Here is a 16,431-nt window from a genome sequence, read left to right on the forward strand (position 1 = left end):
CCGGCCCGGTCCCCTGACCCGCCCTCACCTCATCGGGTGAGGGCGGCCCCAGGCCGCCGTGGCGGCCCGGCCCGGACGCCCCGTGGGCCGCCGGGTGGGCGGGCGGCCCGGGGCCGGCCGGGAGGGGCCGGGGCGCACGGCGGCCCGCCGGGGCTGGTCAGCCGCGGTCGGCGGCGGCCAGCAGCAGGGCGGGCCGGGGCTCCGGCACGGCCACGTCCCCGGCCGGGACGGGCGCCGGCACCGTGGTGAGCGGGGCGCGCGCGGCGGACGGCGACGGCGCCGGGTGGCGCTCCCCGGGCGGCACGACCACCGGCAGTCCGTCCTCCCCGAACAGCACCCGGCGCACCACGCGTTCGGCGGCGTGGCCGTCGTCGTGCGGGCAGAACCGGGCCCGGAACGCGGCCCGCAGCTCGTCCGAACGGGAGCCGCGCCAGTGGCCGGTGGCGAAGACGTCCGCCAGCTCGTCCGCACTGCGCGCCACCGCGCCGGGTGGGAACGTGCACGGGTCGAGGACGGTGCCCCGGGTGGCTTCGAACGCCTCCCGGTCGGGCACGTACAGCACGATCGGACGGTCCAGCCCGGCGTAGTCGGCCATCAGCGGCGCGTAGTCGGTCACCAGCACGTCCGAGGCCAGACAGAGGGTCTCCACGTGGGGATGCCCGGAGACGTCCAGCACCCGGCCGGTGGCGGCGAGCGGAGGGGCGTCGTGGCCGGCGGGGGAGCGGTCCAGGATCACGAAGCGCGGACCGAGCCGGCGGGCCAGGCGCTCCAGGTCCAGCAGCGGGGCCCGGGGGTGGCGGTAGTCGCGGTCGGCGGGCGCGTACAGGAGCGCCACCGCGCCGTCCGGGACGCCGAGCGCGTCCCGCAGCCGGGCCACGTCCGCCGCGGTCGCCGTGTGGAGGCGGTCGGCGCGCGGCCGGCCGTACTCCAGCACCGTGTAGCCGCCCGGGAGGGTCCGCTCGAAGGTGAGCGTGGAGTGCAGGTTCGCGGAGACCAGGTAGTCCCACCGGCCCGCGTCCTCCAGCAGCGCGTCGAGTCCGGCCTCGGAGGCCGCCGCCGGGCGTTCCCGCAGGTCCGTGCCGGTACGGGCGAACGGGGTGCCCTGCCGCGTCTGCACCAGCACCTGGCCCCTGCGCTTGACCAGGCGCGGGTCGAAGGCGGTGTCGCTCACCAGGTGGGCGGCGCGGGCCAGGGCCGTCCAGTACGCGGCGGTGCCCGGCCCCAGGCGGCGCGCGCCCGGCGGGACGGTGTGCAGGTGCTCGGGCCGGGAGATCCAGGCGGTGCGGATGTGGGGCGCCAGGGAGCGGAACGCGGACTCCAGCGCCCCCGGGTCGCCGCCGTGCCCGTGCCCGTCCCCGGAGCTGAACACCGCGAGGTCGGTGCGCAGTGGGAGCAGCCGCTGGGTGCGGTAGTGCAGCCGCAGGGCCGCGCTGCGCAGCGCGCGCAGCAGCCGGCCGGCGCGCCGGGCCGTACCGCGCCGCAGGGCCGAGGCCAGGCGCAGGGCCGCGTGGGTGCGGCGCAGGCCGAAGCGGAGCACGGTGTGCCGCACCCGGGCCCCGGCGGGGACGGACGCGCCGGGCGTGCGGTGGCGGCGGTAGTGGGAGCGCGCCCGGCGCAGGAACGTGCCCCGCGCGCCCCGCGGCAGCCGGTCGCGGTGCGCGTACACGGCCGTCAGGTGGTCGACCATGCGGCGGAACAGCACCGGCCGCCAGCGCGCCAGGTCCGGCCGCTCGTCGAGGAAGGCGAAGACCCGGTCGTACTGGTCGAACACGTCGAAGTGCCGTTCACCGGCGGTGCGCATCAGGCCGCCGACGCGCCGCTGCCGGTGGCGCACGCACACCCGGTCCAGGGTGGCGACCGTCCGCGCCGTCATCAGCACCGGGTACGTCCACGGCGCGTCCTGGTGCAGGCCGGGCGGGAACGCGAGGCCCTCCCGCTCGACGAACTCCCGCCGGTACGCCTTGTCCCAGGCCACCGCCGGCAGGGTCAGCAGCGCCGGCCGGTCCGCCAGCCGGAACGGGGCCGGACCGCACTCGGTGAGCGGTCCGGCGCCCGCCCGGCCGACGGGGGCCTGGCCGGACCAGTGCGTGCGCGCGTGGCCGTAGACCAGGACGTCCGGCTCCTCGGTCTCCTTCAGCCGGTCGGCGAGCGCGAGCAGCGCCTCCGGGGCGAGGGTGTCGTCGCCGTCGAGGAACAGCAGGTAGTCGCCCGTGGCGCGCTCGATCCCGGCGTTGCGGGCGGGGCCGGGGCCGGTGTTCCGCGGCAGGTGCACGGCCCGCACGCGCGGGTCGCGGGCGGCGAACGCGTCGATCAGGGCGCCGCACGCGTCGGGTGAGGCGTCGTCGACCGCGATCAGTTCGAGATCCGGGTACGACTGGGACAGCACCGAATCCAGGCACTCGGAGAGGTACGCCTGGACCTGGTACGCGGGGACAATGACACTGAACCTGGGCACGGGCCATCCAACGGTCGCTGCGGACGTTCGGCCCGGGAACGGCCATTGGGCCGATGTGGTTACTGCCCGCTGCGGCATCCGGGGGAATCCGCTCACCCGAAGGGGCGGACCTTCGGCGGTCCGCCCCCCGGTGCGTCGCCGCGTGCGCTACTTCACCGCGCCCGCCATCACCCCGGACACGAACTGCCGCTGGAAGGCGAAGAACACCACCAGCGGGATCGCCATCGAGATGAACGCGCCCGGCGCCAGCACGTCGATGTTGTTGCCGAACTGCCGGACCTGCGTCTGCAGGGCGACCGTGATCGGCTGGCTCCCCGAGTCGGAGAAGATCAGCGCCACCAGCAGGTCGTTCCACACCCACAGGAACTGGAAGATGCCGAGCGAGGCCACCGCCGGACCGGCGAGCGGCATCACCACCCGGGCGAACAGGCGCAGTTCACCGGCGCCGTCCAGCCGGGCCGCCTCCAGCAGTTCCCGGGGGATCTCCGCGAAGAAGTTCCGCAGCAGGAACACCGCGAACGGCAGGCCGAAGCCGACGTGGAACAGGATCACGCCGATCACCGAGCCGAACACCCCGATGCGGCCGAAGAGTTCGGCGATCGGGATCAGCGCCACCTGGACCGGCACCACCAGCAGCCCCACCACGGCGAGGAACCACCAGTCCCGGCCCGGGAACTCCATCCAGGCGAAGGCGTAGCCCGCCAGGGCGCCGATGACGACGACCAGCACGGTCGCGGGCACCGTGATCAGCACCGTGTTGAGCAGGGAGCCGGTGATGTCGTCGTTGCCCAGCAGCGTCTCGTAGGCGCCGAAGGTGATCTGGGAGGGCTCGGTGAACACCGTCCACCAGCCGCTGGAGGCCATGTCCCGGGGGGTGCGCAGACTCGCCAGCAGCAGCCCGACGGTGGGCACCAGCCAGAACAGCCCCACCACGATCAGGAAGACCCGCACCGCCCCGCCGCTCACCCACCGGGCGAGCCGGGACCCCAGCGGCTCCCCGGCCGCGCGGGCGGGTTCCGGAGCGGGGGACGCCGTCACCGGAGGGTCGGCCTTCACGGTCATCGCCTGACCTCCCGCCGCAGTCTGCGGACGTTGAACCACATCACCGGGATCACCAGCAGCAGCAGGAACACCGCGATGGCGCTGGCGATCCCCGGCTGGTCGGCGGAGAAGCCCTGGCGGTACAGCTCCAGCGCGAGGACGTTGGCGTCGTCCTGGGAGGAGCCGGGGGCGATGATGAACACCAGGTCGAAGACCTTCAGCACGTTGATCATCAGGGTGACGACCACCACCGCCAGGACGGGCGCCAGCATCGGCACCGTGATCCGCCGGAACACCTGCCACTCGTTGGCGCCGTCGACCCGGGCGGCCTCCAGCAGCTCCCGCGGCATCCCGGCGAGTCCGGCGGCGATCAGCACCATCGCGAAACCGGTCCACATCCAGATGTAGGAGCCGATGATCGACGGGGTGACCAGCGCCGGGCCGAGCCAGTCCACGCCGTTGTAGGGAGCCGCGAAGTTGCTCGCGGGCAGCCGCAGCCGCGCGCCGTCCGCCTTCGCGGACAGCGAGAAGGTGCCGTCGGCGGCGGCCGTGGTGCTCTCCACCACCTCGCCGTCCCGGACCGCCTCGATCCGCATCCCCGGATACCCCAGCTCCGAGGCGTCGACCTCGTTGAGGGTGCCGACGCCCTTGCCCCGGGTGAAGTCCTGCCAGGTCGTGCCGGTGATCCGGTCCGGATCCGGCGTCGCCGCCTTCGCCCGGACGGCGTCGTCCGGCATCATGTCCGGGGCCACGCCCACCAGCGGCAGGGCGACCACGTCGCCCGGGCTCACCGTCGCCGTGGTGACGAAGGCGCCCCCGCCGGCCGGTTCCAGCGGCGACTCACGGCCCGGGTGCGCCTTGGGGAACGCGGAGGACTGGGCGAAGGTGTCGTGCACCCCGACCCACACCGCGTTGGCGACGCCCTTGTCCGGCTCCTGGTCGTAAACCAGCCGGAAGATGATCCCGGCGGCCAGCATCGAGATCGCCATCGGCATGAAGACGACGAGCTTGAACGCCGTGCCCCAGCGGATCCGTTCGGTCAGCACCGCGAAGATCAGGCCCAGCGCGGTGGCGACCGTCGGGGCGAACACCACCCAGATCACGTTGTTCTTCAGCGCCGTGCGGATGCCGTCGTCGGTGAACAGCGCCCGGTAGTTGTCGAGTCCGGCGAACCCGTCACCGGACTGGTCGTAGAAGCTGCGGACGACGGAGTACCCGATCGGGTAGACCACGAGCGCGCCGAGCAGGGCCAGCGCGGGCAGCAGGAACAGCGCCGCGACGGTCCTGCGGGTGCCGGTGACGCTCCTGCGCGACCTGGGGGCGGCGGGGGCCGCACCGGGCGCCCCCGCCGTCTCGACCGACGTCATGCCGGATCAGTTCCCGTACGCCGCGGCCGCGTCGGCCTCCAGCTGCCGTTGGGTGCCGGCGATGTCCGACGGGTCCTTCAGGAAGTCCTGCAGCGCCTTCCACTCGCCCTTGCCGGGCGTGCCGCCGAACGCCTGCGGCGCCTGGTCGGACATGTCGAAGCGGAAGTCGTCGCCGGCGTCGACGAGCGCCTGGGCCGTCCGGCGCTGCACGTCGTTGGGGTAGGCCGAGTTGGGCACGTTCTTGTTCGGCGAGAGGTAGCCGCCCAGCTTGGCCTGGATGCTCGCCGCGTCCGGGGAGGCGAGGAAGGTCACCAGGGCCTGCGCCGCCTCGGAGTCCTCCAGGATCACCGCCGCGTCGCCGCCGGACACCACCGGCGCGGTGTCACCGACCGCGGGGAACGGGAAGACCTTCGCGTCGGTGCCGATCTCCGCCTCGGTCTCGGCGATGTTGACCTGGACGAAGTCGCCCTCGTAGACCATGCCCGCCTCGGGCTGGTCGCCGCCGGTGAACGTCTGCGTCACGGAGGCCGGGAACTCCGTCTGCAGCGCGCCGGACGGGCCGCCCGCGACGTAGTCCTTCTTGCCCCAGATCTCCGCCAGGGTGGTCAGCGCGTCCTTCACGGACGGGTCGGTCCACTTGATCTCGTGCGCGGCGAGCTGGTCGTACTTCTCCGGGCCGGCCTGCGAGAGGTAGATGTTCTCGAACCAGTCCGTCAGCGTCCAGCCGTCCGCCCCGGCGACCGAGAACGGGGTGACCCCGGAGTCGTACACCGTCTGCGCGGTGGTGAGCAGCTCGTCCCAGGTCTTGGGCTCGCTCGCGCCCGCGTTCTCGAAGACCTGGGCGTTGTACCAGATCAGCGACTTGTTGGCGGCCTTGTAGTAGACGCCGTACTGCTCGCCGTCGACCGAGCCGATGTCCTGCCAGCCCTGGGAGTAGTTCTTGGCCAGCTCCGCCTTCGCCTCGGCGCCCAGCGGCTTGGCCCACTTCTTCTCCACCGCCTGCTTGATGGCGCCGGGCTGCGGCAGCATCGCCACGTCCGGCGGGGCCCCGCCCGCGATCTTCGAGCCGAGGAAGTTGATGATCGGGTCCTGGGCGGGCACGAACGTCACCTCGGCGCCGGTGCGCTTCTCGAACTCCGCGAGGACCTTCTTGAAGTTGGCCTGCTCGGCGCCGGTCCACACGGCGGCCACTTCGAGCTTCTCCCCGTCCAGCTTCGGGAGGGTGACGGTGGAGCCGGTCTCCTCGGCCCCGCCCGGTTCGTCGTCGCCGTCGTCCCCGCCTCCGCACGCGGTGAGCGAGACCGCGAGCACCCCCGCCGCCAGGGCGGCCGCCGCCCGCGTGGAGCGGCGGGCGCGGGAGGGCGCCGTGGGGGTTCCGGGCAACGTGCGTATGCCGATGATCCTGCTCGTCCTGCGCATCACTGCCCCGTTCTCCGCAACCTCGAACGTCGAGCGTGTCCCGTGCGCTCCGGTCTACCCGCGGGGTCGGGGGGTGGCAAGAGTGCGTCCGGTGTCAAGCGGACGATCGTGACCTCGTCGTGACGGCCAACACCGTTGCCCGGTACGGGAGTTACAGAAGTGACGGAACGTGGGACGCGGCGACCTCCCGGGCGGCCCGCTCCAACGCGCTGGCGAGCAGCGCCAGATCGGTGGGGCCGTTGCCGAGTTCCCGGACCGGGCGGCGGGCCGGGGGGTCGCCCATGCGGTGCCACTCCAGCGGGACCACGGTGGGCCGCAGGGTCGCCGTCCGCGGGATCCGGCCCGTCACCCGCCCGGCCTGCAGCGAGGTCACCCGGCCGTCCGCCCGGATGAGGCGGCCCCGGCCGGGCGAGGGCTGGTCCGGGCCCGTGGTGGGCGCGTCCAGCGAGACGCGCAGCGAGGCCTGCTTCACCGGTTCGCTCGCCGCCGTGCGGGGACACGGCGCGGTGGCCGCGACCAGGTGCACGCCGAGGCGGTGGCCGTCCCGCGCGACCGCCTCCAGCGCCCGCAGCACCGACCCGGCCGCGGGCCGGCCCGGGGAGCCGAGCGCCGGGGACACCAGGGCGTCCAGGTCGTCGACGACCACCACCAGCCGGGGCAGCGGGGGCGCCGCGTCCGCCGCGCGCCGGGCCGCTCCCGGCCGCAGCCGGATGGTGGTGCTGGGCGGGGCGTCGAGGTCGCCGTGGTCGGCGCCGGGGGCGGACGCGGAGCGGGTGCGCTGGGCGACCATGCGGTCCGCCAGGGCCCGCCCGGTGTGCCACTCGGTGAAGTCGGAACGGCCCAGCAGCTCGGCCCGCCGTTTCAGCTCGGCGGTCAGGGACTGGGCGAACTCCCGCATCCGCACCGGGTCGTGGGCCGCGAGGTGGGTGGTGACGTGGGGCACGTCGGTGCACACCCCGAGGCCGTCCACGGGACCGTCACCGGCACCGCCGGTGCCCCGGCCGTCGACCAGCACGATGCCCAGCCGGTCGGGGCGTTCCGCGGCGGCCAGCGAGGCGACCACGGCGCGCAGCGTCTCCGTGCGGCCGCTGCCGGAGGGGCCCTCGACCAGCAGGTGCGGGCCGTCGGCCACGAGGTCGGCGACGACCGGGCCGCGGGTCCCGGCGCCGAGCACCGCTCTGGCGCGTCCGCCGAGCGCCGCTGTGTCGTCGGCGGCGTCCGCCCAACGGGCCATCAGCGAGGCGGGGGTGGCCCGGGCCAGGCCCAACTCGTCGAGCAGCCGCGCGGACTGCGGCAGCGGCGCGGACACCCGGGTGTGCCGCTCACCGGACGCGCCGTCCGGGCGCAGCGGGGCCAGGGCGCGGGCGAAGCGCTCCGCCCAGGCCGGGGAGACCGCGTCGACCGTGGCGAGCGTGCCGTGCCCGACCGGGCCGGGCACGGAGCCGGGGGTCGTGGCGGCCACCCGCAGCAGCCGCAGCGTGGTCGCCACGTCCCCGCAGAGCAGGGCGACCGCCCCGCACGCGCGGAACGTCGGTGCCACCGCGCAGGCCGCCTCGTACGTCTCGGCCAGCGGCGAGGTGGGGGAGGCGGCGGGCGCCTCGGCCAGGCACACCAGGTGGATCCCGGCCCGCGGCCCCTCCACGGCCAGCCGCGCGACCGCCTCGCGCACGTCGGCGCCCCCGGGGTCGCCGTCCACGACGACCACCGTGAACGGGCCGGGGCCGTCCGCGCCGCCGGTCCCGCGGGCCCAGGACGGGCGGCGGCCGGCGGGCTGCCCGGGGTCGGCGGCCTGTCCTGGTTCGGCGGGCGCCGGGCCGGGCGGGGGCCCGGCGGCGGGCGCGGACGCCTGCTCGTGGTCGGCCAGCCGGCGCAGCAGTTCCCCCGTGCGGGCGGTGGCCTGGTCCCGGTCGTGGGCCAGCAACAGCCGGCAGTCCTGCCCGTGGCTCGGGCGGACGTGCGGCAGCCAGCCCAGCCAGGCCCACTCGGCGGTGCGCTCCGACAGCGGGCGGGAGCGGTCCGCCGCGATCAGCACGATCTCCAGCACGTCCGGGGAGTGCAGGGCGGCGAGCTGGGCGAGGACCGCGCGCGCCAGCCCGGCGAGCCGCGCGCGCGGACCGGCCAGGCCCAGGGCGCCCACCTCACGCAGGCCCGAGGTCACGGGGACGGCGGGCAGCAGGCCCGAGCCGTCGGGTGCCGCCCGGTCGGCCGTGCCGAGGCGCACCGCGAGCGCCTCCGGGTGGTCCGGCCCGCGCTCCCACAGCCGGGGGCCGGGGCCCAGCGCGGTCAGCAGCAGGGTGGCCGGGTCGGGCCAGGTGTCGGGGCGGGCGGGGGCGGCGGCCGGGTCCGGCGCGGGGGTGTCCGGGGCGTCGCCGGGGGCGTCGGCCTCGGGGGCGGGCGGCTCGGGGCGCTTTCCGGCCAGTCGGCGCGCCCAGGCGCCGAGGCCGCCGCGCCTGCGGGCGTCGGCGGGCGGGGGGAGGTCGGTGCCCCGCAGCGGGGTGGCCTTGCGGGTGGCGGCGGGGGAGCCGGGGCCGTCGTCCGTGCCGTCTCCGGCGGCGTACGGGGCCGGGGCGGGGGCCGGGGCGGGGGCCGCGTCCGGCCGGGTGGCCGCGCCGTTGGCGCGCGGGGAGGGGAAGGGGAGGGCCGCGTCGGCGGCCGGGGTTCCGCCGCCCTCCGGGCGGGGGGCCGGACCGGCCGGTGTGCCGTCCCCGGGCCGTCCCGCGCCGGGGGCGCCGTCGGCCGGGCGGGGCCGGGACACCCGCCGTCCCTTGGGCACCCGGGGCAGCTCGCCGCGCGGTGCCACGTGCAGGGTCCGGCCGCCGGGGCCCGGGGGGCGCCGGGTGTCCCGCTGCTCGACGGCCGGTGCCGCGGCCTGCTCCGGCACCGTCGGCGGCCCGGCCGGCTCCCGGTGGCCGTCCGCGGGGCCGCCGCTCCAGTGGGCCCCGCCCCGGCCGTGCCCGGTCGGCGCGACCGGCGCGTCCGGCGCGGTCGCGGGACCGGCGGCCCCGCCCGGGCCCGCCGCCTGCGCGGGCACGGAGGCGGTGGGCATGAAGGCGGTGGGCACGGAGGCGGCGGGTGCGGAGGCGTCCGGTGCGGGGGCCGTCCCGTCGGCGTCCCCGTGCGTCCGGGGTCCGGGCACGCGCACGTGGCCCTCGCCGTCCGGGGTGGTGCCGGTCCGGGCGCCGGGCCCGCCCGCCGGGGTGAGGCTCAGGCTCGACTCGCCGACCCGCAGGAGCGCGCCCGGGACCAGCCGGACCGGCCGGGGGCCGACCGGACGGCCGTCCAGCGTGGTGCCGTTGGTGGAGCCCAGGTCGGCGACCTGGACGCGGCCGTCGGGCCCCACGGTCACCGCGCAGTGCAGCCGGGAGACGTCCGGGTCGTCGAGCGGTACGTCGGCGTCGGCGGAGCGGCCGACGCGGATCTCACCGCCGTGCAGCAGGTGCACCCCGCCGGCGTCCGGGCCGGCGACGACGTGCAGCCGGGTCGGGGCCTCGTCCAGCTCGGGGTGCGCCTCGGGCTCGCCGGGGGCGCCGACGGCCAGGACGGCGCCGTCGATCAGCGGCGGTTCGCCGAGTGTGCAGCGCTGGGCGTCCAGCCGGTGCCCGCCCGCGTACAGCACGGGGGTGCCGGAGGAGCCGGAGCCCTCGGGGCCCGCCACCGCCGAGGCCAGGGCGGAGGCGACCGCGGCCAGGGCGGTGCCCGCGGGTGCCGTCACCAGCACGTCGCAGCTCGCGGCCCGGTCCCGCGCGGGGGAGGAGGATCCCGACGGGTCTACGACGGTCAGCCGGATCTGCATCGCCGTCAGCGGTCCCTTCTGCGCGGGCGCTCGCGACACGGGAGGACGAAAGCCGGTCCCGCGGTCCCCCACCGCGGACTTCCCCCACCGCCACACGCGCACGTACGGCCAGTTCTCCCGGCATCCTCGCACCTGCCACCGACAACGCGCCCGCCCCCCGCCTGCGAATGATCTTGATTGGTCGGCTCTGCCCCCAAAAATGCCTGACCGGTGACGCGTGGATGATCGTTGTGCGCCGACTTGAGATCGGTCACGTCCGGCCCGTTACAACCAACGGACCACGTCGCACGTCTTTCCCCCGAACCTTCGAACGCCGGCGGGGCCCGGTGCGTAACACCCACGGAAGGGACGACGCAGAAGTCGTCAGGCCGGTGCCCCACGCGGCGGCACTACAGTGGGTCGGAACATTCCGTAGCACGGTGGACCACGGTGTACGCCAAGCAAGCAGCAGGGAGCATGACGTGCGGCCGGTAGGCAGCAAGTACCTGCTCGAGGAGCCGCTGGGACGCGGCGCCACGGGCACCGTCTGGCGAGCACGCCAGCGGGAGACCGCGGGCGCCGAGGCGGCCGTGCCCGGACAGCCCGGCGAGACCGTCGCGATCAAGGTCCTCAAGGAGGAGCTGGCGAACGACGCGGACGTCGTGATGCGCTTCCTGCGGGAGCGCAACGTACTGCTGCGGCTGACCCACCCGAACATCGTCCGGGTCCGCGACCTGGTCGTCGAGGGCGATCTGCTGGCCCTGGTCATGGACCTCGTCGAGGGCCCCGACCTGCACCGCTACCTCCGGGAGAACGGCCCGTTCACCCCGGTCGCCGCCGCGCTGCTGACCGCCCAGATCGCCGACGCGCTCGGCGCCAGCCACGCCGACGGCGTGGTGCACCGCGACCTGAAGCCCGCCAACGTGCTGCTCAAGCAGGACGGCGGCGAGATGCACCCGATGCTGACCGACTTCGGCATCGCCCGCCTCGCCGACTCCCCGGGCCTGACCCGCACCCACGAGTTCGTCGGCACGCCCGCCTACATCGCGCCGGAGTCCGCCGAGGGCCGCCCGCAGACCTCGGCCGTCGACATCTACGGCGCCGGCATCCTGCTGTACGAGCTGGTCACCGGCCGGCCGCCGTTCTCCGGCGGCTCCGCCCTGGAGGTGCTGCACCAGCACCTCAGCGCCGAACCGCGCCGCCCCTCCACCGTCCCCGACCCGCTGTGGACGGTCATCGAGCGCTGCCTGCGCAAGGACCCGGACCAGCGGCCCGGCGCCGAGAACCTGGCCCGCGGCCTGCGGGTCGTCGCCGACGGCATCGGGGTGCACGCCAACTCCGCGCAGATCGGCGCCGCGGAGAACGTCGGCGTCCTCCTCATGCCCGACCCGGCACCCGCCCCGGTGCCCGGCACCCCCGGCGCCCCCGGTGCCTCCGACCCCACGCAGGTGCTCCCGCACACCGCGGGCGCCTACGACCCGAACGGCGCCACCAGCGTCCTGCCGCACACCGCGGGCCCCGGTGGCGGGGCGGACCCCACGGCGGTCATGCCCCCGGTGCCCCCCGGCCCGCCCGGCGGCAACGGGCAGGGCGGCGGTCCCGAGGACCCGCACCCGTGGCAGAACCAGCTGCGCGCCGCCCGCGACCGCAACGAGCAGACCCAGGTCCAGTACCTGGCCCCCGACGAGGACCCGCTGCGCCGCCGCCCCCAGCGGCAGGTGGCCCGGCCCCAGCAGCAGCCGCCCCAGCAGCCGCCCCAGCGTCGGCCGCAGCACCGGCCGCAGCCCCAGCAGGGGCCCGGCTACGGGCACCCGCAGCAGCACCGGCCGCAGCCGTACGCCCCGCCGCCGCCCCCGCCCCAGCCGCAGCCGCAGCCGCAGCGGTACGCACCGGCCCCCGAGCCGCAGCGTCCGCCGCGCGAGCCCCGGCAGCGGCAGCGCAGCGCCAACCCGATGCGCATCCCCGGGCTCGGCTGCCTGAAGGGCTGCCTGTTCACGCTCGTCATCTTCTTCGTCGCGGGCTGGCTGATCTGGGAGCTGACCCCGCTGCAGGACTGGATCGGCACGGGCAAGGGCTACTGGGCCCAGCTGACCGACTGGTTCAGCACGGCCACGGACTGGGTCCAGAACCTGGGCAGCGGGTCGGACGGCGGCACGGGCACCCCCTGACGGGCCACCGGCATCCCTGACGGGTGACCGGGACGCGGCGGACCCCGCAGGGTCCGGCAGGGCGTCCTGGGCGGCCGGGGCGGTGCGGCCCGGCCGGAGGGTGTTCCGTTGCCGGCCGTCCGGTGCCCGGCCCGGCGGAGGTCCGGCGCTCGTCCGGTGGGCCTCGCCATCGACAGGCGTCCGGTGCCGTCGGCCCCGAGGCCGTGCACTCCGCCCGCGCACGCGGCCGTGCCACGGAACGAGGTGTTCCGGCGGATCGGGGCGCTCCGGTGGGAGGCGACGCTGCCGGAACGGGCCGTTCCGCCGCACCGTCCGGCCGTTCCGCCGCACCGCGGACGGACATCCGGCCGGAACTCGCCCCCGGCTCCCGCCGTGCGAGTGCGCCTCCGGCGTGCCGAGCCTGCCGATTTGTCGACACCCGGCGGGTGATTTCCGCCTCCGCCGTGAAGGTTGCCTCCCCGGACGCGTAGCTTTGGCGACAACACGCGTCGGTAGGAGCAGTCTTGGCACGGAAGATCGGCAGCCGGTACACCGCCCACCAGATCCTCGGGCGGGGCAGCGCCGGCACGGTGTGGCTGGGTGAGGGGCCCGAGGGGCCGGTGGCCATCAAGCTGCTGCGCGAGGACCTCTCCTCCGACGAGGAACTCGTCGGACGGTTCGTGCAGGAGCGGACCGCGCTGCTGGGGCTGGAGCACCCGCACGTGGTCTCGGTGCGCGACCTGGTGGTCGACGGCAACGACCTCGCGCTGGTCATGGACCTGGTCCGGGGCACCGACCTGCGGACCCGCCTCGACCGGGAGCGCAGGCTCGCCCCCGAGGCGGCCGTGGCGATCGTCGCGGACGTCGCCGACGGGCTGGCGGCGGCACACGCCGCCGGGGTCGTGCACCGCGACGTCAAGCCCGAGAACGTCCTGCTGGACATGCAGGGCCCGCTCGGTCCCGGCGGTTCGCACCGCGCCCTGCTCACCGACTTCGGTGTGGCCAAGCTGATCGACACCCCTCGCCGCACCCGCGCCACGAAGATCATCGGAACACCGGACTACCTGGCCCCGGAGATCGTGGAGGGCCTGCCGCCGCGCGCCTCCGTCGACATCTACGCGCTGGCCACGGTCCTGTACGAGCTGCTGGCCGGCTTCACCCCGTTCGGCGGCGGGCACCCGGGCGCGGTGCTGCGCCGGCACGTCACCGAGTCGGTCGTCCCGCTGCCCGGGATCCCGGACGAGCTGTGGCAGCTGCTGGTGCAGTGCCTGGCGAAGGCCCCTGCCTCCCGGCTGCGCGCCTCCGAGCTCGGGGCCCGGCTGCGCGAGCTGCTCCCGCTGCTGGCGGGCATGCCGCCGCTGGACGTGGACGAGCCGGGCACCGAACCGGCCGAGGAGGTGGTGCAGGACGCCGCCGCCCCCGCCGCCCCGGCCGCCGGCCGGCCGGTGCGCCGCCGGGGAGCGGTGCCTCTGGTGCCGGGCGCCAAGCCCGCCGACTCCAACCGCGACACCCACACGTCGATGCGGGTCCCGGCCCCCGACGAACTGGCCGGCGGCGCCCGCGGCACCGCCCGCGCACCCCGGGCGGCCGGTGCCCCGCGCCCCGGCTCGGCCCGCAACCGCGCGGTCGCCCGGCGCCGCCGGATCACCCTGGCCGCCGCCGCGGTGGTGCTCGCCGCGGCCCTCGGGGTCGGCGCCTGGCTGGCCACGGCGGACGACGACACCTCCACCCCCCAGGACACCCGGAACTCCGCGCCCTCGACGCCCTGACCGCGCCTCCGCCGCCCCTCCACGGCCCCGCGACGCCGAGCCCGCCCGCCCGGCGCCCCCGCGGGGCCGCGCAGGACCGCCCCCGGCCCGCCGGCCGCGCCCCGGCCCCGCTCCGAGCCGCCGCCGCGCCGTCCCTGGGGCCGTTCCGGCGCCGACCCCGCCCCGCTCCGAGCCGCTCCCGTACCTGCGCCGAGCTGCCCCCGCGCCGCCCCCGCGCCGCCCCCGCGCCGGCCTCACGCCCCCGGAACGGCATCGCCCCCGCCCCCGGCCCGGATTCCCCGCGCCCCGCCCCGCCCGCCCGTGGGCCGTGGTCCCGCCCGGGCCGGACCCGGCGTGGGCCGGGCGGCGGAACCGTTACGCTGGAGGGCGTGGCAGTCGTCGATGTATCCGAAGAGCTGAAGTCCCTCTCCTCGACCATGGAGTCGATCGAGGCCGTCCTGGACCTCGACCGGATGAGGGCAGATATCGCCGTGCTCGAGGAGCAGGCGGCCGCGCCGTCCCTGTGGGACGACCCGGAAGCGGCGCAGAAGATCACCAGCAAGCTCTCCCACCTCCAGGCCGAGGTCAGGAAGGCGGAGGCGCTGCGCGGCCGGATCGACGATCTCGGGGTGCTCTTCGAGATGGCCGAGGAGGAGGACGACCCGGACACCCGCGCCGAGGCCGAGTCCGAGCTGGAGGCCGTCCGCAAGGCGCTGGACGAGATGGAGGTCCGCACCCTCCTGTCCGGCGAGTACGACGCCCGTGAGGCCCTGGTCAACATCCGTGCCGAGGCCGGCGGCGTCGACGCGGCCGACTTCGCCGAGAAGCTCCAGCGGATGTACCTGCGCTGGGCCGAGCAGCACGGCTACAAGACGGAGATCTACGAGACGTCGTACGCCGAGGAGGCCGGCATCAAGTCGACCACCTTCGCCGTGCAGGCGCCCTACGCCTACGGCACGCTCTCCGTCGAGCAGGGCACGCACCGCCTGGTGCGCATCTCGCCCTTCGACAACCAGGGCCGCCGCCAGACCTCGTTCGCGGGCGTCGAGGTGCTCCCGGTCGTCGAGCAGTCCGACCACGTCGACATCGACGAGTCCGAGCTGCGCGTGGACGTCTACCGGTCGTCCGGGCCCGGCGGTCAGGGTGTGAACACCACCGACTCCGCGGTGCGCATCACGCACATCCCCACCGGCATCGTGGTCTCCTGCCAGAACGAGCGGTCCCAGATCCAGAACCGGGCCACCGCCATGAACGTCCTCCAGGCCAAGCTGCTGGAGCGGCGCCGTCAGGAGGAGCAGGCCAAGATGGACGCCCTCAAGGGCGACGGCGGCAACTCCTGGGGCAACCAGATGCGTTCGTACGTGCTGCACCCCTACCAGATGGTCAAGGACCTGCGCACCGAGCACGAGGTCGGCAACCCCGAGTCCGTGTTCAACGGTGAGATCGACGGTTTCCTGGAGGCCGGGATTCGCTGGCGCAAGCAGCGGGACAAGTAGGACCCTGCGCCGTCGAGCGCTTTGTCGACATGACAACTGCCGCCCTTGTGGCGGCATTTGTCGTTCCGGCGTCCGAAACGAGTACCTTTCGCGTCACACTTGCGCGTTCCTCGTTCGGCAAAGCGCACGTACGGGGACATCGCGTACGCAACGGCCTTGACGTTCTTTTGGAAAATCGGAAGGGTGCGGGGTGGCATGCGCATCTCCGGGGCGCATGTGAACCGGGGGACGCGTCATCGCAGTTGACCCCCGTCGATCACGGCCCCGGGCGCGGCCTCATCGACGATTCAGCTACTGGGGGTAGCACGTATGACGAAGAAGACGCGGGTCCGCGTCGCACGCATCGCCGCCGGCGCCGTGGTCGCCGCGGGTGCGTCGCTCATGGTGACGGGTGTCGCCCAGGCCGACCCGGGCGACCCGAGCTGCGGCATCATCGGCACCGACCCCGCCTGCGAGGACCCGGGCGACCCCGGTGACGGCGACGAGGACCCGGGCGACCCGGGCGACGGTGACGGCCAGCCGGGCGACCCCGGTGACGGTGACGGCCAGCCCGGCGACCCCGGTGACGGCGGCGAGCAGCCCGGCGACCCGGGTGACGGCGGCGAGCAGCCGGGCGACCCGGGCGACGGTGGCGAGCAGCCGGGCGACCCCGGTGACGGTGGCGAGCAGCCCGGTGAGGGGCCCATCGAGAAGCCGACGACTCCCGGCGACAAGCCCGGCGACAAGGACGACGACGCCGGCACCACCCCGGCCGGGGGCAACGGCCCCTCCGCCCAGGACCAGGGCTCCTCGGCCCTGACCGACACCGGCGACGCGCCCGCCACCTCCGCCCAGGGCAGCGGTGACGAGCTGGCCGAGACCGGTGCCGCCGAGACCACCTTCCTGGTGATCGGCGCCGCCACGATGATCGCCGGCGGCATCGGCTTCCGGGTGCTGCCGCGTCTGATGACCGGTCGCGGGGGCGCCGCCGCCTGACGGTGACGGCA

General features: G+C 75.8%; 9 protein-coding genes. 4 read left to right on the forward strand and 5 right to left on the reverse strand.

Annotation, left to right across the window (positions count from 1 at the left end; genetic code table 11):
- Positions 1–157: 157 nt before the first annotated feature.
- The 5 genes from AC02VZ_RS13900 to AC02VZ_RS13920 form a co-directional block, all read right to left on the reverse strand.
- On the reverse strand, positions 158–2,455 hold the full coding sequence (locus tag AC02VZ_RS13900; protein WP_476475460.1) for a bifunctional glycosyltransferase/CDP-glycerol:glycerophosphate glycerophosphotransferase: 2,298 nt from the start codon (positions 2,453–2,455) through the stop codon (positions 158–160).
- Positions 2,456–2,602: 147 nt separating this feature from the next.
- Positions 2,603–3,517, reverse strand: coding sequence for a carbohydrate ABC transporter permease (locus tag AC02VZ_RS13905; protein ID WP_476475461.1), 915 nt, complete (start codon positions 3,515–3,517; stop codon positions 2,603–2,605).
- Positions 3,514–4,863: a carbohydrate ABC transporter permease gene (locus AC02VZ_RS13910; protein ID WP_476475462.1), complete on the reverse strand. Its 1,350-nt coding sequence runs from the start codon at positions 4,861–4,863 to the stop codon at positions 3,514–3,516. The genes AC02VZ_RS13905 and AC02VZ_RS13910 overlap by 4 nt, the downstream gene beginning before the upstream one ends.
- 6 nt (positions 4,864–4,869) lie before the next feature.
- The gene (locus AC02VZ_RS13915; protein ID WP_476475463.1) at positions 4,870–6,282 is read right to left on the reverse strand and encodes an ABC transporter substrate-binding protein; all 1,413 of its coding nucleotides are present in this window, start codon (positions 6,280–6,282) and stop codon (positions 4,870–4,872) included.
- 151 nt (positions 6,283–6,433) lie between these two features.
- Entirely contained in the window at positions 6,434–10,075 is a 3,642-nt protein-coding gene (locus AC02VZ_RS13920; protein WP_476475559.1) for an FHA domain-containing protein, read from the reverse strand.
- Between the two features lie 461 nt (positions 10,076–10,536).
- On the opposite strand from AC02VZ_RS13920, the gene AC02VZ_RS13925 reads away from it, so the two are divergent.
- The 4 genes from AC02VZ_RS13925 (at position 10,537) to AC02VZ_RS13940 (ending at position 16,420) form a co-directional block, all read left to right on the forward strand.
- The gene (locus AC02VZ_RS13925) at positions 10,537–12,222 is read left to right on the forward strand and encodes a serine/threonine-protein kinase (protein ID WP_476475464.1); all 1,686 of its coding nucleotides are present in this window, start codon (positions 10,537–10,539) and stop codon (positions 12,220–12,222) included.
- Between the two features lie 503 nt (positions 12,223–12,725).
- On the forward strand, positions 12,726–13,970 hold the full coding sequence (locus AC02VZ_RS13930) for a serine/threonine-protein kinase (RefSeq protein WP_432055087.1): 1,245 nt from the start codon (positions 12,726–12,728) through the stop codon (positions 13,968–13,970).
- 368 nt (positions 13,971–14,338) lie between these two features.
- Positions 14,339–15,445, forward strand: coding sequence for a peptide chain release factor 2 (gene prfB / locus AC02VZ_RS13935; protein WP_432055088.1), 1,107 nt, complete (start codon positions 14,339–14,341; stop codon positions 15,443–15,445).
- Between the two features lie 309 nt (positions 15,446–15,754).
- On the forward strand, positions 15,755–16,420 hold the full coding sequence (locus AC02VZ_RS13940; protein WP_432055089.1) for an LPXTG cell wall anchor domain-containing protein: 666 nt from the start codon (positions 15,755–15,757) through the stop codon (positions 16,418–16,420).
- The last annotated feature ends 11 nt before the right edge of the window (positions 16,421–16,431 follow it).

It is taken from the genome of Streptomyces sp. 3-6 (genome assembly GCF_056323165.1).